Source organism: Streptomyces sp. NPDC050211, from assembly GCF_040656035.1.
Lineage (GTDB): Bacteria > Actinomycetota > Actinomycetes > Streptomycetales > Streptomycetaceae > Streptomyces.
In genome coordinates this window covers 13,839-31,062 of sequence record NZ_JBFALC010000091.1, presented here as the reverse complement: position 1 = coordinate 31,062, position 17,224 = coordinate 13,839, and the positions used below count along the sequence as shown (strand labels likewise).

General features: G+C 63.5%; 16 protein-coding genes and 1 pseudogene. 6 read left to right on the top strand and 11 right to left on the bottom strand.

The window, feature by feature from the left end:
• From AB0I98_RS45135 to AB0I98_RS45115, 5 genes and pseudogenes are all read left to right on the top strand, one after another.
• Positions 1–373 (top strand): annotated as a pseudogene (locus AB0I98_RS45135) (hypothetical protein); the annotation flags it as partial.
• Positions 374–375: 2 nt separating this feature from the next.
• Complete coding sequence (locus AB0I98_RS45130) at positions 376–903, top strand: hypothetical protein (protein ID WP_362951896.1); 528 nt, start codon at positions 376–378, stop codon at positions 901–903.
• Positions 904–968: 65 nt separating this feature from the next.
• Positions 969–1,577 (top strand): hypothetical protein, encoded by a 609-nt coding sequence (locus AB0I98_RS45125; protein WP_362951895.1) that lies wholly within the window; start codon positions 969–971, stop codon positions 1,575–1,577.
• Positions 1,578–1,769: 192 nt separating this feature from the next.
• A complete protein-coding gene (locus tag AB0I98_RS45120) occupies positions 1,770–2,396 on the top strand; it encodes a hypothetical protein (protein WP_362951894.1) in 627 nt (208 codons plus the stop codon).
• On the top strand, positions 2,393–3,010 hold the full coding sequence (locus tag AB0I98_RS45115; RefSeq protein ID WP_362951893.1) for a hypothetical protein: 618 nt from the start codon (positions 2,393–2,395) through the stop codon (positions 3,008–3,010). The genes AB0I98_RS45120 and AB0I98_RS45115 overlap by 4 nt, the downstream gene beginning before the upstream one ends.
• On the opposite strand, the gene AB0I98_RS45110 is transcribed toward AB0I98_RS45115, so the two are convergent.
• Entirely contained in the window at positions 2,973–3,191 is a 219-nt protein-coding gene (locus tag AB0I98_RS45110) for a DUF397 domain-containing protein (RefSeq protein WP_362951892.1), read from the bottom strand. The two genes, AB0I98_RS45115 and AB0I98_RS45110, sit on opposite strands and share 38 nt — an antisense overlap.
• The gene (locus AB0I98_RS45105) at positions 3,188–4,039 is read right to left on the bottom strand and encodes a helix-turn-helix transcriptional regulator (protein ID WP_362951891.1); all 852 of its coding nucleotides are present in this window, start codon (positions 4,037–4,039) and stop codon (positions 3,188–3,190) included. Before AB0I98_RS45105 ends, AB0I98_RS45110 begins: the two co-directional genes overlap by 4 nt.
• Positions 4,040–4,271: 232 nt before the next feature.
• Here AB0I98_RS45105 and AB0I98_RS45100 point away from each other — a divergent pair, with 232 nt between their 5' ends.
• A complete protein-coding gene (locus AB0I98_RS45100) occupies positions 4,272–4,679 on the top strand; it encodes an ATP-binding protein (protein WP_362951890.1) in 408 nt (135 codons plus the stop codon).
• 1,238 nt (positions 4,680–5,917) lie between these two features.
• Here AB0I98_RS45100 and AB0I98_RS45095 read toward each other — a convergent pair.
• From AB0I98_RS45095 to AB0I98_RS45055, 9 genes are all read right to left on the bottom strand, one after another.
• On the bottom strand, positions 5,918–6,373 hold the full coding sequence (locus AB0I98_RS45095; RefSeq protein WP_362951889.1) for a hypothetical protein: 456 nt from the start codon (positions 6,371–6,373) through the stop codon (positions 5,918–5,920).
• Between the two features lie 100 nt (positions 6,374–6,473).
• The gene (locus AB0I98_RS45090) at positions 6,474–8,741 is read right to left on the bottom strand and encodes a DUF6571 family protein (RefSeq protein WP_362951888.1); all 2,268 of its coding nucleotides are present in this window, start codon (positions 8,739–8,741) and stop codon (positions 6,474–6,476) included.
• A 73-nt stretch (positions 8,742–8,814) separates the two neighbouring features.
• Positions 8,815–9,042: a hypothetical protein gene (locus AB0I98_RS45085; RefSeq protein ID WP_362951887.1), complete on the bottom strand. Its 228-nt coding sequence runs from the start codon at positions 9,040–9,042 to the stop codon at positions 8,815–8,817.
• Positions 9,043–9,358: 316 nt separating this feature from the next.
• Complete coding sequence (locus AB0I98_RS45080; protein ID WP_362951886.1) at positions 9,359–10,111, bottom strand: hypothetical protein; 753 nt, start codon at positions 10,109–10,111, stop codon at positions 9,359–9,361.
• A gap of 674 nt (positions 10,112–10,785) precedes the next feature.
• On the bottom strand, positions 10,786–11,910 hold the full coding sequence (locus AB0I98_RS45075) for a WXG100 family type VII secretion target (RefSeq protein WP_362951885.1): 1,125 nt from the start codon (positions 11,908–11,910) through the stop codon (positions 10,786–10,788).
• Positions 11,907–12,245: a hypothetical protein gene (locus AB0I98_RS45070; protein ID WP_362951884.1), complete on the bottom strand. Its 339-nt coding sequence runs from the start codon at positions 12,243–12,245 to the stop codon at positions 11,907–11,909. Before AB0I98_RS45070 ends, AB0I98_RS45075 begins: the two co-directional genes overlap by 4 nt.
• A 505-nt stretch (positions 12,246–12,750) precedes the next feature.
• Complete coding sequence (gene mycP, locus AB0I98_RS45065) at positions 12,751–13,992, bottom strand: type VII secretion-associated serine protease mycosin (RefSeq protein WP_362951883.1); 1,242 nt, start codon at positions 13,990–13,992, stop codon at positions 12,751–12,753.
• Positions 13,993–14,324: 332 nt separating this feature from the next.
• Positions 14,325–15,557 (bottom strand): type VII secretion-associated serine protease mycosin, encoded by a 1,233-nt coding sequence (gene mycP / locus AB0I98_RS45060; protein ID WP_362951882.1) that lies wholly within the window; start codon positions 15,555–15,557, stop codon positions 14,325–14,327.
• A 203-nt stretch (positions 15,558–15,760) separates the two neighbouring features.
• A complete protein-coding gene (locus tag AB0I98_RS45055; protein WP_362951881.1) occupies positions 15,761–17,203 on the bottom strand; it encodes a hypothetical protein in 1,443 nt (480 codons plus the stop codon).
• Positions 17,204–17,224: the final 21 nt, after the last annotated feature.

Here is a 17,224-nt window from a genome sequence, read left to right as displayed (position 1 = left end):
TTGGTCGACAACCCATCTACCAGGAGCTTCGCCTCTTCCCGCACCCGGCCCCTACGCCAACATCCCATGGCACCAGCCAGGTTGGAAACAGCTCACTGAGGGCAAGGTCTTCGAGGCACAAGGCGCCGCGAACAAGGTGAAGCTCGCCTGGGAGAATTCGGTAGCCAAGAACATGGGTGCCTCGATCGGTGAGACAGGGCTGAACACCCTTGTCGCCAACACTCCCGGGCTCAGGAACCTTGACTCCCTGCAAGCAGCGATACGCGCCGACGGAACCCTGGACCCGACGTCCTGGTGGTCAAAGGGGCCCCAGCTTGCGATGCAGGTCCCAGGCACTGCCAGCGGCATTTACGACAGCGTGACGGGAGAATAGCCATGGCAGTCACGCCGCACTCCGATTCGGTCGCCGATCCGGTCCTTCCGTTCCCTTCGAGGCTGGGACTTCTGCTGTGGTTCGTGCTGCAGTGGATCCTCATTCCGGTGGAATTCGTTGCCAAACTCGTCTGGCTTCTCATGGTCATCTTCGGAGATGGCCACGAGGACGATCTGATGCGGCTCCTCAACGCTCTCGCCCGGTTCATCTCACCTGCCAAGCTGGCGCTCCGCCTCTCGCGCAACCCAACCAAGCACGAGGCCTTCCTGGACCGGGAGTTCACCCGGCTGGCCGGGGAGCTCGAGCGACAGCAATTTGGTTGGCGCACAACGATCTACCACTTCGTCACACTGGTCCCCACACCTGACGGCGGACGCCTCAAGGGCGTCGCGCTTCATCCTCGTGAATTCCGGGGGACGCCGGTCAGTGTGCTGACCCGGCTGGCACACCAGCACCACCTCGAGCTGGACGTACCGACGGACCTGCGTCGCGGCGTGAGTCTGCGGCCAACCCATAGGAAGACTCTCTGATGTCCGCCCCGAGTATCGAGCTGCACTTGGACATACCCGGTGGATTTCACTCGCTGGGACTCGACTTGGACGATGAGGAACGCCAAGAACAACTCTGGTCCATCGCCGAGGAGGTCTGGCCGCACGGCACAGACTTTCAGCGAGAAGTCACTTTTCGCACATACCATGAAATGGCCGAACTAGCCCGTGCTGAGAAGTCCTTCTACGCGGGCTTCTGCCTCGACGAGACGCCCGACGGCCGCATGACCACGGCATCGTTGCTTGCCCGGCTCGATCCGCTCGATGAGCCGGATGCGGAGCTTTCCGCCCGCTGCCTGTTCGAGTCGCTGTCAGTCAACGAAAACAACTCGGTTGAGCAGATACGCGTCCCGGCGGGGCCCGGCGTCCTCGTACTATGCGGGCTGCAATGGAAGTCGGACCCACAGGACGACAGGGCACCGTCCCTGCCCCTTGCCCGGGTCGACGTCTACCTCCCCCTGCCTCGGATGGGGCGGCTGCTCGTTCTGAGCCTCACCACCCCGTCCCTGTCCGACCTCCCCTTCTACGTCTCGCTGTTGTCCAAGTCCGCCCACGACTTGACCGTCACCAGCGGAACAGCGACTGAGCCCGGCCCAGACAACGAGAACGAGAGGAAAAGCACCATCGCCGAGCAGGTCACGGCCGACTTCGGATAACAGTCCGGACCGGCCAGCTGAGGAGCGCGGGCCGGCGGCAACCTCAGGTCTTCGCCGGACCGGCAGGAAGCAAACAACATGCCGTCTCCCACGGTCCGCTGCACCGCCGAGCCCTGCGCTGCGACGAAGGCCGCGAGCGGGCTCGGCGGTGCGGCCATAAGCAGCGATATTGGATAAGGACGAAGCCACCTCATGAACAATCCGCCCGCGCCACCTGACGTTGCGCAGGTGCTCAAGCACAACCGCGCGCTGCTATACCAGCACGTAGCGACACGCCTCGCGCTCACCGTGGTCCTGTTCACCCTGCCGTTCGCGGCTCACTTGGTCGGCTATGACGCCGCCCTGCCGGCGTTCGGCATCCCAGCCGCCATGTTCGTCCTGATCTTCCTGGCGCTCAGACTGCGCCACGGGTCACGACTCAAGGTGTGCGGGAAGGTGCTGCACATGTACCCCTTGGAGTACCGGACCCGGGTGTTGAAGAAGGCCTCCGAGTGGAAGTACCTCGGAAACGTTCACACCGTCAGGCTGACGGTACGCGGGCAGCACGACGCCCCTTCGCTGCGTGCGCTCAACGCCTCGACGGTGCGCCGCTGGCCGAAGGAGGCGGAGGAGGGCGGCGCTTGGTTCGCCGGTGACCCAGCCTTCGGCGGCGTCATGATCGTGCCGGCAAGCAACGACATGCTCTTCGTGCAGCCCGCGGACTGGAAGAAGTACCAGCAGGAGCGCGCCCAGGCTGACCTGGAGCGCAGAGCCTTTGCCGAACAGGCTGGCATCTCCAGGCTGTTGGAGAAGGAGCCGAACATCTTGGTGGGTGGATGAAGCGCATATTCGGCTGGGTGTCCGGCGTCATCCTCGCCCTCATCACCGCCTTCTGGTGCGTCACCGCGACTGCCGACCTCGCACTGTCCGCAGGGCTCTACGGCACCCCAGGCACGTACAAGGTGGAACGCTGCTACGACACCAACTCCAGCGGTAAGAACTCGAGCTACGACTGCTACGGGGACTTCACGCCGGACGGCGGCACCGCCGATGACGCCATCTTTGTCGACCTCGAGGACACCGGGCACGACTACCCGGACGGCACCGAGTTCGACGCCCAACAGGGGATAGAGCCGGAGACAATTCAACGGGTCGGGTTCTGGGGCGTCGTAGGCGAGCTCTGGCAAGTCGCACTCTGCGTGGCCGTCCTCGCGATCCTCGCGTACCAGGCGATCAAGCCGCGCGGCGAGGCACTACGCCGCGAGTCCCATCCCCCGGAGCCCTCACGACGTCAGAAGGTGGCCGACCGTGTGGGCTACGCCGTCGTCGTCGCCATCCCTATGGGCATCCTGAGCTGGATCGCCATGGTCGCGGAGCCGGGCCCCCTAGAGAATCTGGCCATCAAGCGCTACGGGCCTACAAGCCCTCGATCTCACGACCGATGTCGGCCTTGAGGTTGCTGATGAACGCCATGAAGATGCCGACCGGGAAGGAGAGCGTGCCCTGGGCCGGGGTCTTCGAGTCGCGTATCGCCACTCGGGTGTGGAGGTTCGCTATCTCTACGCAGGCGTTGCCGTCGCCGCTGCCGGAGTAAGAAGACTTCCGCCAGTTGTTGGTGTACACCGGGTGCCTCACATTTCCTTGACGAGTTCGTGGATGAGGTCACGCGACGGAGCGGGGTCGAGTGACGCTGCCTCAACTCTATGGAAAAGCGTTCGAAAGACGGCGAGCTGCGCTTCGGAGTCGATGAAGAGCGCGCCATGAGGACCGTCACGCACCACGGTATCCAGCCTCGAGGTGACGCCACCGGCGTACACCATGGCGGCGGTGACATCGGCGAAGTCATCCAGCTCGAAAGGGATGACGCGCACGGTGACGTGGTCTGCCTCCGACAGCTCCAGGATATGGGCCAGCTGCGTCCGTGAGGCTGCACGGCCGCCCACCCTGATCCGCAGTGCGGCTTCGTGGACCAGCACCTCGTATGGGACCGGTTCCGGCTGCTCAAGGATGACGCGCCGCTGCATGCGATGACGTACGCGCAACTCAAGTTCGTCATGGGGCAATTCCGGAACACGACGGGAGAAGAGCGCCCGGGCATAGTCCTCCGTCTGGAGAAGGCCCGGGACGTGCAGGAAGTCCACGTCCCACCGATACGTGGCGTGGTACTCCAGCTCGGACAGGTCCAGAAACGCGGTGGGAAGCAGACCCCTATACTCCTCCCACCAGCCACGTGTCCGATCGACGGCCAACGTCACCAGGGCATCGATGAACTCGCCGCCCGTGCATGCGTAGTGGGACGCGAGGCGACGCAGCCGCTGCTCACTCACACCTGCGATGCCGGACTCGATCTGGCTGATGACCGGAGCGGTGACCCCGAGCAGACCGGCCGCGTCCCGGGCTGAGAGACCTGCCGCGTCCCGGAGCCTGCGCAGCTCGACTGCCAGCCGCAACTGACGTGCTGTCGGCTCGCTCCTTAGTGCCATCGACTGATCCTCCCAACGCGCCTGCGGGCACGACCCGTTCGGGCGTCACATTACGCGATCAGCTTGCACCATTTAAACAATTAGCCCTACGGTCGGTGACGCGACGCACACGCTGCGCACTTGGGGCCTCCGGAAGCGCACCGCTCCGTCCTGCCATGACGGCTGCGGCACTGCCACCACCCGCCCTGCGGCGCATCCGCCAACTCCCCTTCTCTCGACAAGGAGTTCCGTCATGCCCGAAAACGAACCCTGGGAGTACTCCCTCTACATCCCGAACGACCCACGCGCCGTCACCGTCTGCTGCCGTACCGTCCGCCTGATCCTCACGATGCACGGCTTGATCTGCCTCGTCGACACGGCCGAACTCCTCGCAGCTGAACTGGTCTCCAACGCCGTACGCCACACCAAGGGACCCGCCGCACTGCGCCTGCGGTGGCGCGGCGGTGTGCTGCGCATCGGCGCCTGGGACGCAGACCCCCAGCCGCCCGAACCGCCGTCGAAGCTAGGTGACTTGGTCGACGCAGAGGAAGGTCGCGGCCTCGCACTGGTCCGCGCTTGCGCCGACCTATGGGGGTGGCAGCCGCTGGCCAGAAATGGCAATCGGGGCAAGTACGTGTGGTGCGAGCTGATTGCCGCATAGGCCTCGCCGCCAGATCACCGGGAGTCCGCCATCCGGCCCTCGCGTTGGCGTGAATACTTCGGCGAAGGACATCACTCAGGCAGGCGTCTGTGGTCCAGCCAATCTCACAGCTTGCCAGTGATGACTCCGCGCCATGCCCACCCCGCACCCAGGACAGCGTCATGCAGGGGATTCTTCAGGTCAGAACTGTCAACACTGAACGTCTCGTTCCCCTCGGAACCGCCGTCCTCGCCCCCGCCGAGCGTCCCAGCGCTTCGAGACCGTCTGTACCTGACCGCGTTGGGCCTCTGCCGCGATGGCCAGACTAGGGGTGCCGCCAACCCACGTGACCTCGTATTGTTGGTCGAGGGAGCGAACTTCCTGCTTCTCCGGAGCCAGGCGCATACGGACCTGGGACACTCGGCTCACCTGGGTACGGACGAAGAAGGTCTGCCAGGCCGGGTCCAGAAGGCGCCACTCGGCCACCAGATCCGCGCCCTCCGCGCTGCCGTCCCGGATGACGTACGGGACGTCGGGGCGATTGAGGGCAATCAGAGCCGCGTGGACCTCAGCGGCTGATCGTGGCGCGACACCGTCGGTGGGTCGCTTGGTTCCGGTGAGCTTGTCGAAGAGACCCATGAAATCAACCTTTGGAGTGTCGGATTGACGGTGCAAGAACTCCGCTTCCGGGAACGCGCTACGAAGCCGCGCCGGTGTCCGGGTGAACCGTGCGCACGAATTCCCGGAAGTCGTCCAGGACGGAGGGGTGTTGAGATGCGGTTGCGGTGAGAACCAGGCGGATTACCGCCCGCTCGCGCGGACTGGCGACGTCGAGCATGGAAGGTCCGCCTGGGACTGGACGAGGTCGCGGCGCACGCCGCTGACGACGGCCGAGACGGCCACCGTCTGCGTGAAACCGGGAGCGGCCACAGAGCCGATTTCGCGACGTTGTCCCAGCACCGCACCAGCGGTGCATCCCGATGCTGGTGACCGCGCGGGCCCCTGAGCGTCGAAATCCGCCGAACGCGTGACAACGAGGGGCATGGGTCCACGGCTGTTCAGGCGCGGCGGACGCCTGCGTGAACTGTGCCTGGTGCAGCCGGGCGTAGGTCCCGTCGGCCGCGACGAGGCTGTCGTGCGTCCCCTGTTCGACTGTGCCCCCGGCGTCAAATCAACAGGAGGGGCTTCGCCTCCCAAATCCACGGTATTGGGTACCCCTATACGACATGAGAACGACACCAGGCCGTGACTCCGAGCCGTCAGCAGCCCAGAGCGCGAGCAGCACCTCTCAGATATGGCGGGAGGAGATGCTCCAACGCATCCTGCCGAGCCTTCGCATTATCAGGGTAGGAGGCTTTGATAGTGATGGAATACCAATTGGTATTCCGGCCTGCGCCATCCGTCGGATAGCCAGCACACTCCGTTACGCCGACAATTCGGGAATCCCACACCATGACGGAACCATCGGCGTTCGTCTGCCCGAGATCGTCGGCGGGGACTTTGAGGTAGTTGAGGGCTATGTCCTTCACTCCCCGCACATCCGGATACCGCTGGCCCGTGATTTCGACTGCGGTATTGTCATCGATCATCACCGCACACCGCTGCGTGTCGTCAGGGCCGGTCAGCGACGTGCCGGCATCGATGGACTTCCCGGGCGGCAGGAGCTGTTCCACTAGCTTGGGTGCGACGTCTATTCCGCAAACCCTGTCGGGCACGGCATACTCCCGGGTCTCTTCACCCGCGCTGCAGGACGCCACAAGTGCGGCAGCGACGACCGCCAACACGCCAAGGGCCGTTGGCGAGCTCCTTCGGCACTCAGCCATGCCGCGAATCCTCCCACTGAGATCCTTCAGAGTGGCTCAGCCCTGCCTGGGTAATAGCCGCCTTCCGGAGATCATCGATCGTGTCCGGATTCAACTGGCTGTTCGCTGTGGCTCGGTCGACGGCTGCTGCTGCCGCATCCTGGGTGCTTGTCCGGCCTTCGGTGTACTCGAGTCCTGCCTTGTACCGCGCCTCAGTGGTGGTGTCCCGCTGAATGCTGTCCATGACACTGCTCTGGATGTCTTCGATGGCCCAACCTGCGACGTCTCCAACAACCGGCACCTTGATGGCTCCGGTTGCCAAGCCAAGGCCACGGCCTACCCACTTGTTGGCGGTCTCGGCCGACTCGTTGAACTCCGCGTCGCTGGCCCGGTGGGTATCGAAAACCGCATCCGCGCGGGCCTCACTCATGATGCCCGCCACGATAGAACCCGGCGCTACGGCCTGCTTGACGCGTTCAGAGTCATTCACGGTGGAGTTCGAGTCACCGTTGATCACATTGTCGACCATGCCGCTTGTGTAGGCCTGTTGCGATCCTGTGATGGCAGCATAGGCATCCGGGTCCTGGCCGACGGCGGCGAGGAAGGGTTCCGTGGTAGATGGCTGCAACCCAGCCGATACGCCGGACACGGGCAGATCGTCATGCGCAGAGACAGCTCGTTGGACGTCGCCCATGTATTCGGCGGCTATGTTGCCGAGACTGTCGCGTGCGGCCTCGTAGGGGGCGCCGTCTTTGCCGTTGAGGAGTTCAGGGCCTCCCTCTCCGCCGAACTTGTCCACGATCTGGCGGGCCAGGTTGGCCTGGTCATCCGTGTGGGGGACGGAGTCGGCGTTGGGGTCGCCGTCCCAAGGTCGGCCATTGGTCGCTGCTTCCAGAGCGTGGCCGAGGGCGTCCGGAAAGTCGTTCGCGGACTTTTGGGCGGCATCAGGGTCGTGGCCGGTTATGTCGGGGAAGGATTCGTAGTCCTCGTTGACGAGGAAGTCCAGGTAGCTGTCGGCGTCGCCAATCTGGGAGAGGGTGCCCGTGTGGGCGCCGTCCTTGGCGTACGCCTCCATTGGTGGGGTGAAGTAGTCGGTAGCGGCTTCGGGGCTGTGGCCGAGGGCTTCGAGGACGCTGTTCATGGGGTCGAAGCCGGCGCCGTTCTTGCCGGAGGGATTGAAGCCGTACTGGGGGTCGCCGATGTCGTATTTGGTGTTGGCGAAGAGGTACGGGTCCTCGGCATGGAGTTGGGTGACGTGCTCGGCAACAGGCGTCAGGAACGCGGAGTCGTAGTTGCCGTAGCGAAGGATGCCGCCCAGGAGCTGATAGCCGTAGGGGCCCTCTCGCATGCTGTCGTCGTAGAGCTGGATGTGCTGGGTTCCGAGTTTCCGCAGATCGGCGCTCCATTGCCCGGACAGGTGAGGTTTATTGTCCGGGTCGGTGGCGGTAGCCAGGGTGTTGCCCATGCCGCGCTGCATCTCCCGGAGCAGGGCCTTGCGTTTGTCGCTGGCGTCGGTGGTCTGCAGGGCGAGCTGACCATACATCTGCAGAGCGCCTTCCTGACCGACCTGCTGATAGAAGCGGGAGGCGAAAACCGGGTCGTTCTGGTTGGCCTTCATCAGATGGTTGAGCTGGGAGAGCTCGGTGTCGGTGAGTTTGTCGCCCTTCTTCAGCAGCTCGGCCGCGTGGGTGGCGTCGGCGTCGTCGAGGGAGGTGACGACCTTGGAGTTGAAGTCGGTCTTGTTCCCGCCGAGATCGCGGCGCAGGGCCCAGCAGGCGGTGTCGTCCGCATCGGCGGCGCGCTGGAGGACGCGCTCGATACGGCGGGCGAAGGCGTCGCATGCCTCGTGTTGTTCGCGGATGAGGGCCTGGCCGTCGGGGTCGTGGCGGGCGCCGACGTCCTGGGAGAGGTCGTTGCGCGGGGTGACGACACCAGTGGCGCTGACGTTGAGATCCTGCTGCTTGGCCTCGATGTCGGCGAGGTGATGGAGGTCGTCCTTCGCCTTCCTCAGCTCGGCGTGCAGCGTCGTGAGGACACCGGCGATGCCCTTCGCCTCCTTGTGGGCGTCCTCGAACTCTTGGTGAGCGGCGCGTACGTCGTTGTCTGCTTTGGCTGCCGTCAGGACCGGCTGGGTCCAGTCGGCCTGCCGGAAGGGGCGGGCGACCTGGTCGCCGAACGCGGTGTGCAGCCCCTTGAACTTGGTGACGGTCTCCTCCCAACGGTCAGCAGCCGCTTTGAGGTTGCTGAGGTTGAGGTGATACAGCTGCTCGTACGTCGGCATGGGATCGGCAAGTCCCCCGTGGAGTCGTGAGTTTCGTCAGGCTGGCGCTGTGGCGGTGGGTGGAGGGCCTGGTTCAGCCGAAGTCACTTGCCAGAGAGTTCATGGTCTGCGTGTTCGCGGCTTCGGTGCGCTGATACAGCAATCCCGTACCGCCGCACTGGCTGGCGAGGCTGTCGCAGTCAGCCGCGAGTGCGGAGACCTGAGCTGACCAGGTTTCCGCCAGGTTGGTAAGCGCCCCGCCCAGCCCGCCGTCCCAGTTGCCGGCGCCGAAGTCCCGGGATGCCGAGCGCGTCTCGTCCACCGGATGAGCTCCGGCGGTTCGCGTCTGCCCCGCGATCTCGCGGGCGCCAGCGCCCGCACGATTGAGTGCTACCGGATCCTTAATTTCCGTCCCGGTTGACACGCCATATCCCCCATGTTTCCTTATGTTCCGTATGGAGCGAAAGTTATCAAGATTTGACGCGTACACGTCTCTAGTGAGTGAGTATAGCCCTGGCCTTCAACACCGCGAGCGCTACAACCACTGAATCGCGTAGCCAGCGCGAGAGGCCGCCAGAGTCTTCGGGGCCGCGCCGCCATCAATAGACCAGATCGGTTTGCATTCATCCGCGCAACGACTATCTAGTGTCGTTTCCCGCAACGGGCTTCGCATCCATCAAAAAGGAACCGGCCAACAATGCTGCAGCAACAGGCCCAGCAATTCCTACTGCCCAGCGCCATCCGGATGCGACGTCGAATGTCATCAGCGCTGCACCAACAATGATCAGCACCAAGATGAACAAAGTTGACCGACTCACGAAAAGTGGCCACTTGGAATGCGGATCCCACAGCCGGAGCAGTCGCCCATCGCCCGCTGCATCAATCAGTTTGTGAACCGGAGCACTGCCGCCCGCCAACATCTGTCCTTCGCTGACGGTGAGCATTCCATGCATCACCCAGCCGTGATCAGAAATCAGAGCAGCAGGAGTCGCACGAGGAGAGAAACGTCTGCCGCCCGCACCGCGACGCCCGTCCCAGCACAGCCAGGCCTGCTCCCCTTGTACCGAATGAGGCAGATCCTGTTCCGTGAGGTCCACGAGAAGGTGCACGTGACCGGCGGCCGTCTCGACACTCAGACTTCGCGACGGTGCAGCGCTCTTTCCCGATTCCCTTGAGGCATCTCGGAATTGTGCAGCATGAGACACCCGCCCTCGAATGGCATTATCCTTGTTCCGCAAGCGAGAAAGGGTGCGAAAACCTCGCTCCGTGTAAACCAACGCCACGATTACGAAGAGCCCGATCCCCCATCCGGCAAGGAGAAGCCAGACCAAGCGAGCTGGCAAAGCAGCGCCGCGCAGTTCGTCTTCCAGATCGCTTTTGTCTCCTGCCACAGCCCCCAGTCGCGGTTGTGTTGGGGCATAGAGCACTGATACCCGATCCCCGGATCTCAGTCGTTCAGGGGACTTCGCAGTCACGGTCGCCGGTACTAGTTGCCCACCTTTCAGGGCCGGGAGCTGAACAACAGTCGTCGCCATGTAGTACGACTTGCCCCTACTCGGGTTGTGGAATCGAACGTCCCTGACTTCGTCGACTTGAACCTTCGCGAACACTGCACCGGCTGAATGAATCTGCTCCACCAAGGCAGGCCTCTGTGGTGATCCCCATGCCATGGCAACCAGCCCCACAAGAAGGCTCCAGACGCCGACAGGGCGAGCGAAGGAACGCCACAGCTGTCGCCGCCTCGAGGGGATACGCCGAGGCAAGGGGACCGCCCCGGAGTCCGGCCAGCTTCGCTCTGTATCTGCCCCGGTTCCAGTGAACTCGGCTGCTGCCACCACGCTGAATGGCTGTCGGCCACCGATTCTTCCCTGGTAAAGAGCGATCGCGACAACACCGAGCACGGCACAAACAAGGGCGCCAAGGATCGTCTCGCGTCGCAGGGCCGGCTCGGAGCTGAAGAACCAAAACGTGAAAACGACGATGCCAGACACGAAGCCGAGCCCGGCGGACCAACGACCGACTCTCTCAGCGGACTTGAGGTTCACAAGAACGGTCCCTTCGCGGTTCACCCAAAGTCCTCGCGGATCCGGTCAGTTGCTGTCCTGTGGTCACCCTCGGCGCCCCGCTCAGCCGCCTTTTGCCCCGCTTCGGCGCTCTTGTCCACACCGTCGAATCCGTCTTTCGCAGTGTTCGCGGAAACGCCCCCCGCGATCGGAGTGGAGGCTCCGAAGGCAGCGTCGATTCCGGACTGCTGGTGCTCCGGTCGATCCCCGCTGTAGGCGAAGTCATTCTCGTTTCTCAGGCCTTGAGCCATATCGTCAAGGCCCCTGTCCACCGCCCTTGCCCCACCACCGAGTCCACCAGCTGCGCCTCCGGCAATACCCGTGACAATGCCCTGCCGGATGTCGAAGTCCTCCCCCTTGCGCACGGAGTCCAGGTAGTCTCCTGACATCCCTCCAGCCGCACCGCCAGCTATCCCGCTAACGATGTCCCCACCGCCCAGTTTGGTGGCGGCCTTGCCCGCAGCCGTGCCCACGGTCGCGCCCGCGAATCCACCGACCATGTTGGTCCCGACTTCCCAGCCCTTGCCACTGAGTTGGCTGGTAACCATGCCGCCAGCGGTGCCGCCAGCCCAGTTCAGCATCCCCTCAGCGAGGAGCTTCCCTCCCTTTCCCGAGTTGTACAGGGTCCGGAAAATGTTGGCGATCGTTCGTAGGAGCCTCCCCAGTCGACCCGCGGCATCGAGAGCCCTTGTGACCAGCATGGTGACTCGCGCTGTGCCGGCCGCCGCCGAGACACCCAGGGTGAGGAACGACATGCCCACCGAGACGCCAATGGAGATGCCGATCTCCAAGTAAATGTCGTGAATCTCCTCATTAACCTCGTCGATACACTTGGCAGCCTCTTCAAGACCCTTGGCGGCTTCGTCGAAATCGTCCGTCGCGCTCAGCACAGCAGCCGCAAACTCGTCCCAATGAACAAGGAAGGCATTGGCTGCCTCACCACGCCAAGTGTGTCCGACTGTGGCCTTGACGTCCTTGTCCAGCTCCTTGACCAGGCCTTCAACCTCAGACTTCAGCTGCCGCCAGGCCTTGGCCGCGGCTTTCAACTCATCCGGACGACCGCCGGGATTGATGACCTCAATGCCGAGTTCGATGATCTCTTCGGCTACGGACTCGTTCCCGCTCACCGGTCACCGTCCGAATGCTTCCCGAAGAGAACCGCGAGGTCGTCGTCAGTGACTTCGGTGTCCCTGTTCACCTTTCGCAAGGCGTCAGCGATCTTGTCCAAGTGCTCCTGCACGACCTTCATGGCGCTGGCAACGTCCGTGGAGTAAGAGATGTAAGCGGACGTGACCTCCTCCGATTCCGTCAGGACGCCGAAGCCATCAGTGATCGCTTCTGCTCCTGTCTCCTCCTCGAACTTCTTGAGGTACGCCCTCAGGTCGTATGCCTGCATCTCGAACTTTCGGGCCAAGTCCCTTCCCGCCCCGGGTTCGTAATACGAGGTTCCATCGTCAGCCACTTCACTGTCCTGGTTCTGTTGGTGCACATACTGCGGCCTGAGCAAGCGAGGTCATCGCGCGCAGGTCGGACCTCGGGGTGCATCACTTCACGTAAGGGATGCACCCCGCCCGCCCGCTGCTGAATGAGGCCTAACTCTGCTACTGGCCTTGGTACGGGGGCTGTTGGGGGTAGGGGTTGGGGTGCTGCGGGGTCTGCCCCGGAGGAGTGGGGTACCCCTGGTTGGGGGCTGTGGAGGGGTACGGCTGTTGTGCGGGCGGGTACATCGGCTGCTGAGGCGGGTAACCCATGTTCTGCGGGTAAGTTCCGGCGGGGCTGCCGTTGCCGGATGATCGGCGGCTGCGTGTTACTGCGAAGACGATGACTGCGGCGAATACGGCTCCTACGCCGATGATGCCGACGACAAGGACGATGGCGCCCATTGACGAAGATCCCTTCTGTTACTCGGACTTGTTCGCTCTGCTGCCCGATCGCCGGGGTGCTCGGAAATCCCCGGGGAGTTACTCCTACCGCTGCCCTTGGTGCGGGGGTTGTTGGGCGTAGGGGTTGGGGTACTGCGGGGTCTGGCCTGGAGCAATGGGGTATCCCTGGTTGGGAGATGCGTTGGGATACGGCCCATAGCCCGTCGGAGGCTGGGGCGGGTAGCTCGTGCCATAAGCGGTGGTTCCACCGCCGGAGCCCGGGCCACCGTTACCTCCATTGCGGCGGCTACGGATCACCACAAGGACGATCGCGGCGACTATCACAACGGCTGCAATACCGCCTGCGAGGACGAGGACGGTACCGGGGGAGGACTTCTTCTTCCCAGCCTGGGTCGAGGTGTCCGTTCCCTGGGATGCTTCGCCAGAAGTGGAGTTGGGCAACTGGAGCCGCCCAAGGGGGTTCTTCTTGGGGCCAGCGGGGATATCCATCGTGAGCGCCGAATAAGGTCGGACAACTCCGTAGCCGTATTCTTCGTCGGGTGCTCTCAATTCGTCGTGATGCGCGAAATTGGCCGACTTGATCAGGCGGTTGATGACCTGTCCCGCGGAGAGGTCAGGGAACTTTGAGCGGACCAAGGCGGCGGCAGCGGATACATAGGCGGTGGCACCAGATGTGCCATTTGACAAACTGTATTGCTGCGACCGAGTCGTGTCCGCGGCGAGAATCTCGGCACCGGGAGCCATGAGGACAAGCCCTTTTCCGGTGTTGGAGCCCTCCCAGCGGTTGGCGTTCTTATCTACAGCACCGACAGAAACAACGCCGGGCAGCGCTGCTGGCTCGTCGATAGCAATGGATCCGGCATTACCTGCGCCCGCAACGACAACGACATCGTGAGCTTGCGCATACGCGATTGCTGCACGACCGTCACTCAGAGTCTTGCCACCATCATTACCGAAAGAGAGATTGATGACCTTCACACCCTGGTCCACTGCATAACGAACCGCCGCGGCCCAGGTCTCATCGTGATTTGGGTCATCCTCGGTCTGGAGGGTGCGCAGTGGCAGGATCTTGGCCTTCGGCGCTAGGCCCATCATGCCCGATGATTTACCCGCACCATGGCCGTGTCCAGCGATCAGGCTCGCCATACTCGTCCCGTGCCCGAGCGCATCCTTCTGCGCGTCGCCTCCACCAGTAAAGTCTTTCCCATCAAGAACCTGGCCAGTTAGATCAGGGTGACTGGCGTCGACGCCGGAATCGACGACAGCAACAGTAATTCCCTGTCCTTGGGATTCAGCCCAAACGTCTTCTACTGCGAACGCGTTCAAGGCCCATTGTTGATCTCTGACGTAGTCCGCCGATGCGGTTGGGGCCGTAGCGAGGAGCACAACTCCTGTCAGCGCCACGACTCCCGCCGTAGACCAAACTCGCTTGAAACGCACTTCTTTGCTCCTCGCTCAACTACGACAGGCTCCGCCGGTCTCCATGCAGACGAGCCACACGGTTACTCCGTGCGGCTCGCTGGTTTGCTTACTCGAGGGGCCGCCACATTCGAGTTGCAACCCGGCCAAGGCAGTGCCCAAGCCCAACAGGGTCAGCCCGGAGTACGAAGATGACGATGCCCACACAAGATCCGCCGCTGCTGGATGGCGGGTCACCCCTACTGACCTTGGTGCGGGGGTTGTTGGGCGTAGGGATTGGGGTGCTGCGGGGACTGGCCCGGAGCAGTGGGGTACCCCTGGTTGGGAGCTGCGCTGGGGTACGGCTCATGGCCCGCCGGGGGCTGGGGCGGGTAGCCCGTGCCGTGAACGGGGGTTCCGCCGCCGGAGCCGGGGCCGCCGTTGCCACTGTTCCGGCGGCTACGGATCAGCACGAAGGCGATCGCGCCGATGACCACGACCGCCCCGATGCCGCCGATGAGGACAAGGTTGCTAGAGGAGGACTTCTTCTTTTTGCCGCGGGCCGAAGAGTCCGTTCCCTTGGATGACTGGCTGGACACGGAGGACGACTGAAGCTGGCCCAAGGGGTTCTTCTTGGAGCCGGCGGGGATGTCCATTGTGACTGCCTGGCGGGGGCGGATAATCCCGTAGCCGTACTCCTCGTCGGGTGCCTTCAGTCCCTTGTGGCCGAGGAACGAGGCCGACTTGATGAGGCGGTTGATGACTTGGCCTGCTGTGAGGTCAGGGAACTTTGAGCGAACCAAGGCAGCAGTGGCGGATACGAAGGCAGTTGCGTCTGAAGTTCCGTCAGAGAGACTGTATCCCTGCGATGACTCGGGGTCTGCAGATAGAACCTGGACACCGGGGGCCATGAGAGTCAACCCCTTGCCGCTATTGGAGCCGACCCATCGATTTGCGTTTTTATCGATAGCACCGACAGAAATGACGCCGGGAAGTGCTGCTGGCTCCTCAACAGCAACAGCCCCAGTGTTTCCTGCGGCTGCCACGACTACAACATCGTGGGCTTGCGCGTAGGCAATCGCTTCGCGACCTTCACTAGAAGTCTTGCCGCCGTCAGCACCAAAAGACAAATTGATGACCCCTGCACCCTGGTCAACCGCGTATCGAACAGCAGCACTCCACACGTCATCCGGATTCCTGTCGGTTTCCTTCTGATAAGTGCGAAGCGGCAAGATCTTCGCCTTGGGCGCAAGTCCGATCATGCCGGATTCGTTTCCCGCTCCATGGCCGTGCGCAGCGATAACGCTTGCCATAGCAGTCCCATGCCCGAAGACGTCCTCTTGGGCGTTCCCTCCGCCAGTGAAGTCTTTCCCGTCGAGCACCTGGCCAGTTAGATCAGGGTGACTGCCATCCACGCCAGAATCGACAACGGCTACAGTCACGCCTTCGCCTTGGGTCTCGGCCCAGGTGTCCTGCATCGAGAATACGTCCAAGACCCACTGTTGGTCCCTGACATAGTCTGCTGAGGCCGTCGGGGCCGAGGTGAGGAGCAAGGCTCCCGTCAACGCCACGACGCCCGTCGTGGACCAGACTCGCTTGAAATCCAACGCCCTGCTCCTCACTCAAATACGACTGGCTCGCCAGCCTTTCATGCAGGCGAGCCGCACGCTCCGTTCCGTGCGGCTCGCCGACTCGTCTACTCGATGGTCCGCGGTACGTTTCGGTTGCGGTCTTCTTCCGAGATCCAGGTCTCTTCGTCCTCAACCAGGTAATCGGGACGCTCGCCCTGGCTGTTCTCGTCGTTGGGTCGTCGACCGTTGCGACCACCCATGCCGCCAGCCATTGCACCGGCTCCACGCTGGGTTCCGCCGCGGCTGCCGTGCAGGCCCGCACCGCCACCTGCGCCCTTGCCGGTGATGCCCTTGGCCGCTCCGACCACACCCCCACGGGACTTCGCGAGGGCTCCACGTCCGCCAGCGCCCGCACCGCCGCGGCCAGCTGCGCCTGCTCCCGCGCCGCCCATGCCGCCCATACCGGTTCGGCCTCCTGCACCGCGGCCTGCCCCCGCGCCAGTACCAGCTGCGCGACCGCCGCCCGGAACACCGATGCCGCCGCGTCCGGCCGTGCCCCGTCCGACGCCGGTCCCTCCGCCAGGAGCCACGATCCCCGGGCCCTGAGCGCCGCCGGTCCCAATCCCGCCCCCGCCGACGCCGGGGCCCCCGGTGCCAGTGCCGGGACCAGGCCCGGTCAGACCCGGGGAGATGCTGTCCACCTTCGTCTTGGTGGTCGGGAGTTGCGCTCCTCCGGTGATGCCTTGGTCACGGGGCACGTTGGGGGCTGGCTTGACGCTCGTGGTCGGACCTGCACTCCACGGCTTACTTCCTGATCCCGAGGCGCCCGGTCGGGACGCACCAACGCCACCAGGCGTGACAGGCGGTGGGTACTCCACATCACGGTTGGGCTCCGTGATATGGCCCTTGTCGTCCTGGTGCGCACGGTTGTTCTTCAAGTTTCGCGTGATGCGCATGTACTGAGCGCCCAGGTTCTCCATGACGGCAACGCCATTGAGCTGGGCTTCCCGGCTCGCACCGATCTTGCCCTCGTTGATTTCCGCTACTTCCGCAGCGGTCAGCTTACGGTCCTGGAGATCGCTGGCTACTGCTTCGCCGTTGTCCCATTTCCAGTCACTGAGAGCGTCACCGATCTTCGCCCAGCCACTGGGCTCCTCGATTTGGTCCAGCTGCGCCTTGAACCTCCGAAGCTGCGAGGCAGCGTCGGCCATCTGAGAGCTGTTGAGATCCGCATGCCAAGCCGCATTTCGGATGCTCTGCGCGATCTTGCGTGCCTCCTTCTCGAAGGCTTGAGCCGCTTCCCCTTCCCAGTGCTCAAGGACATTGTCGATCGACTTGTCCAGCAAGCCAGCAATGCCCCCTCCTTGCCCACCGGCAAGGATTTCATCGACCTTCGCCCAGTGCCGACCCGTCTCCTCGATCTGGCCCGGATTGGTTCCCTCAAGCATCTGCTTGAGCTCTTTCAGCGAGTAATCGATGAATTGAGTCTTGGTTTGAGGCCGCCCCGGGTCCGCTACGCATGTGTCATTCTCGATCACGGGCTTAGGCAGCTCGTTGTCACCGGCCACTTGAACTCCTCCCCTTGTCAG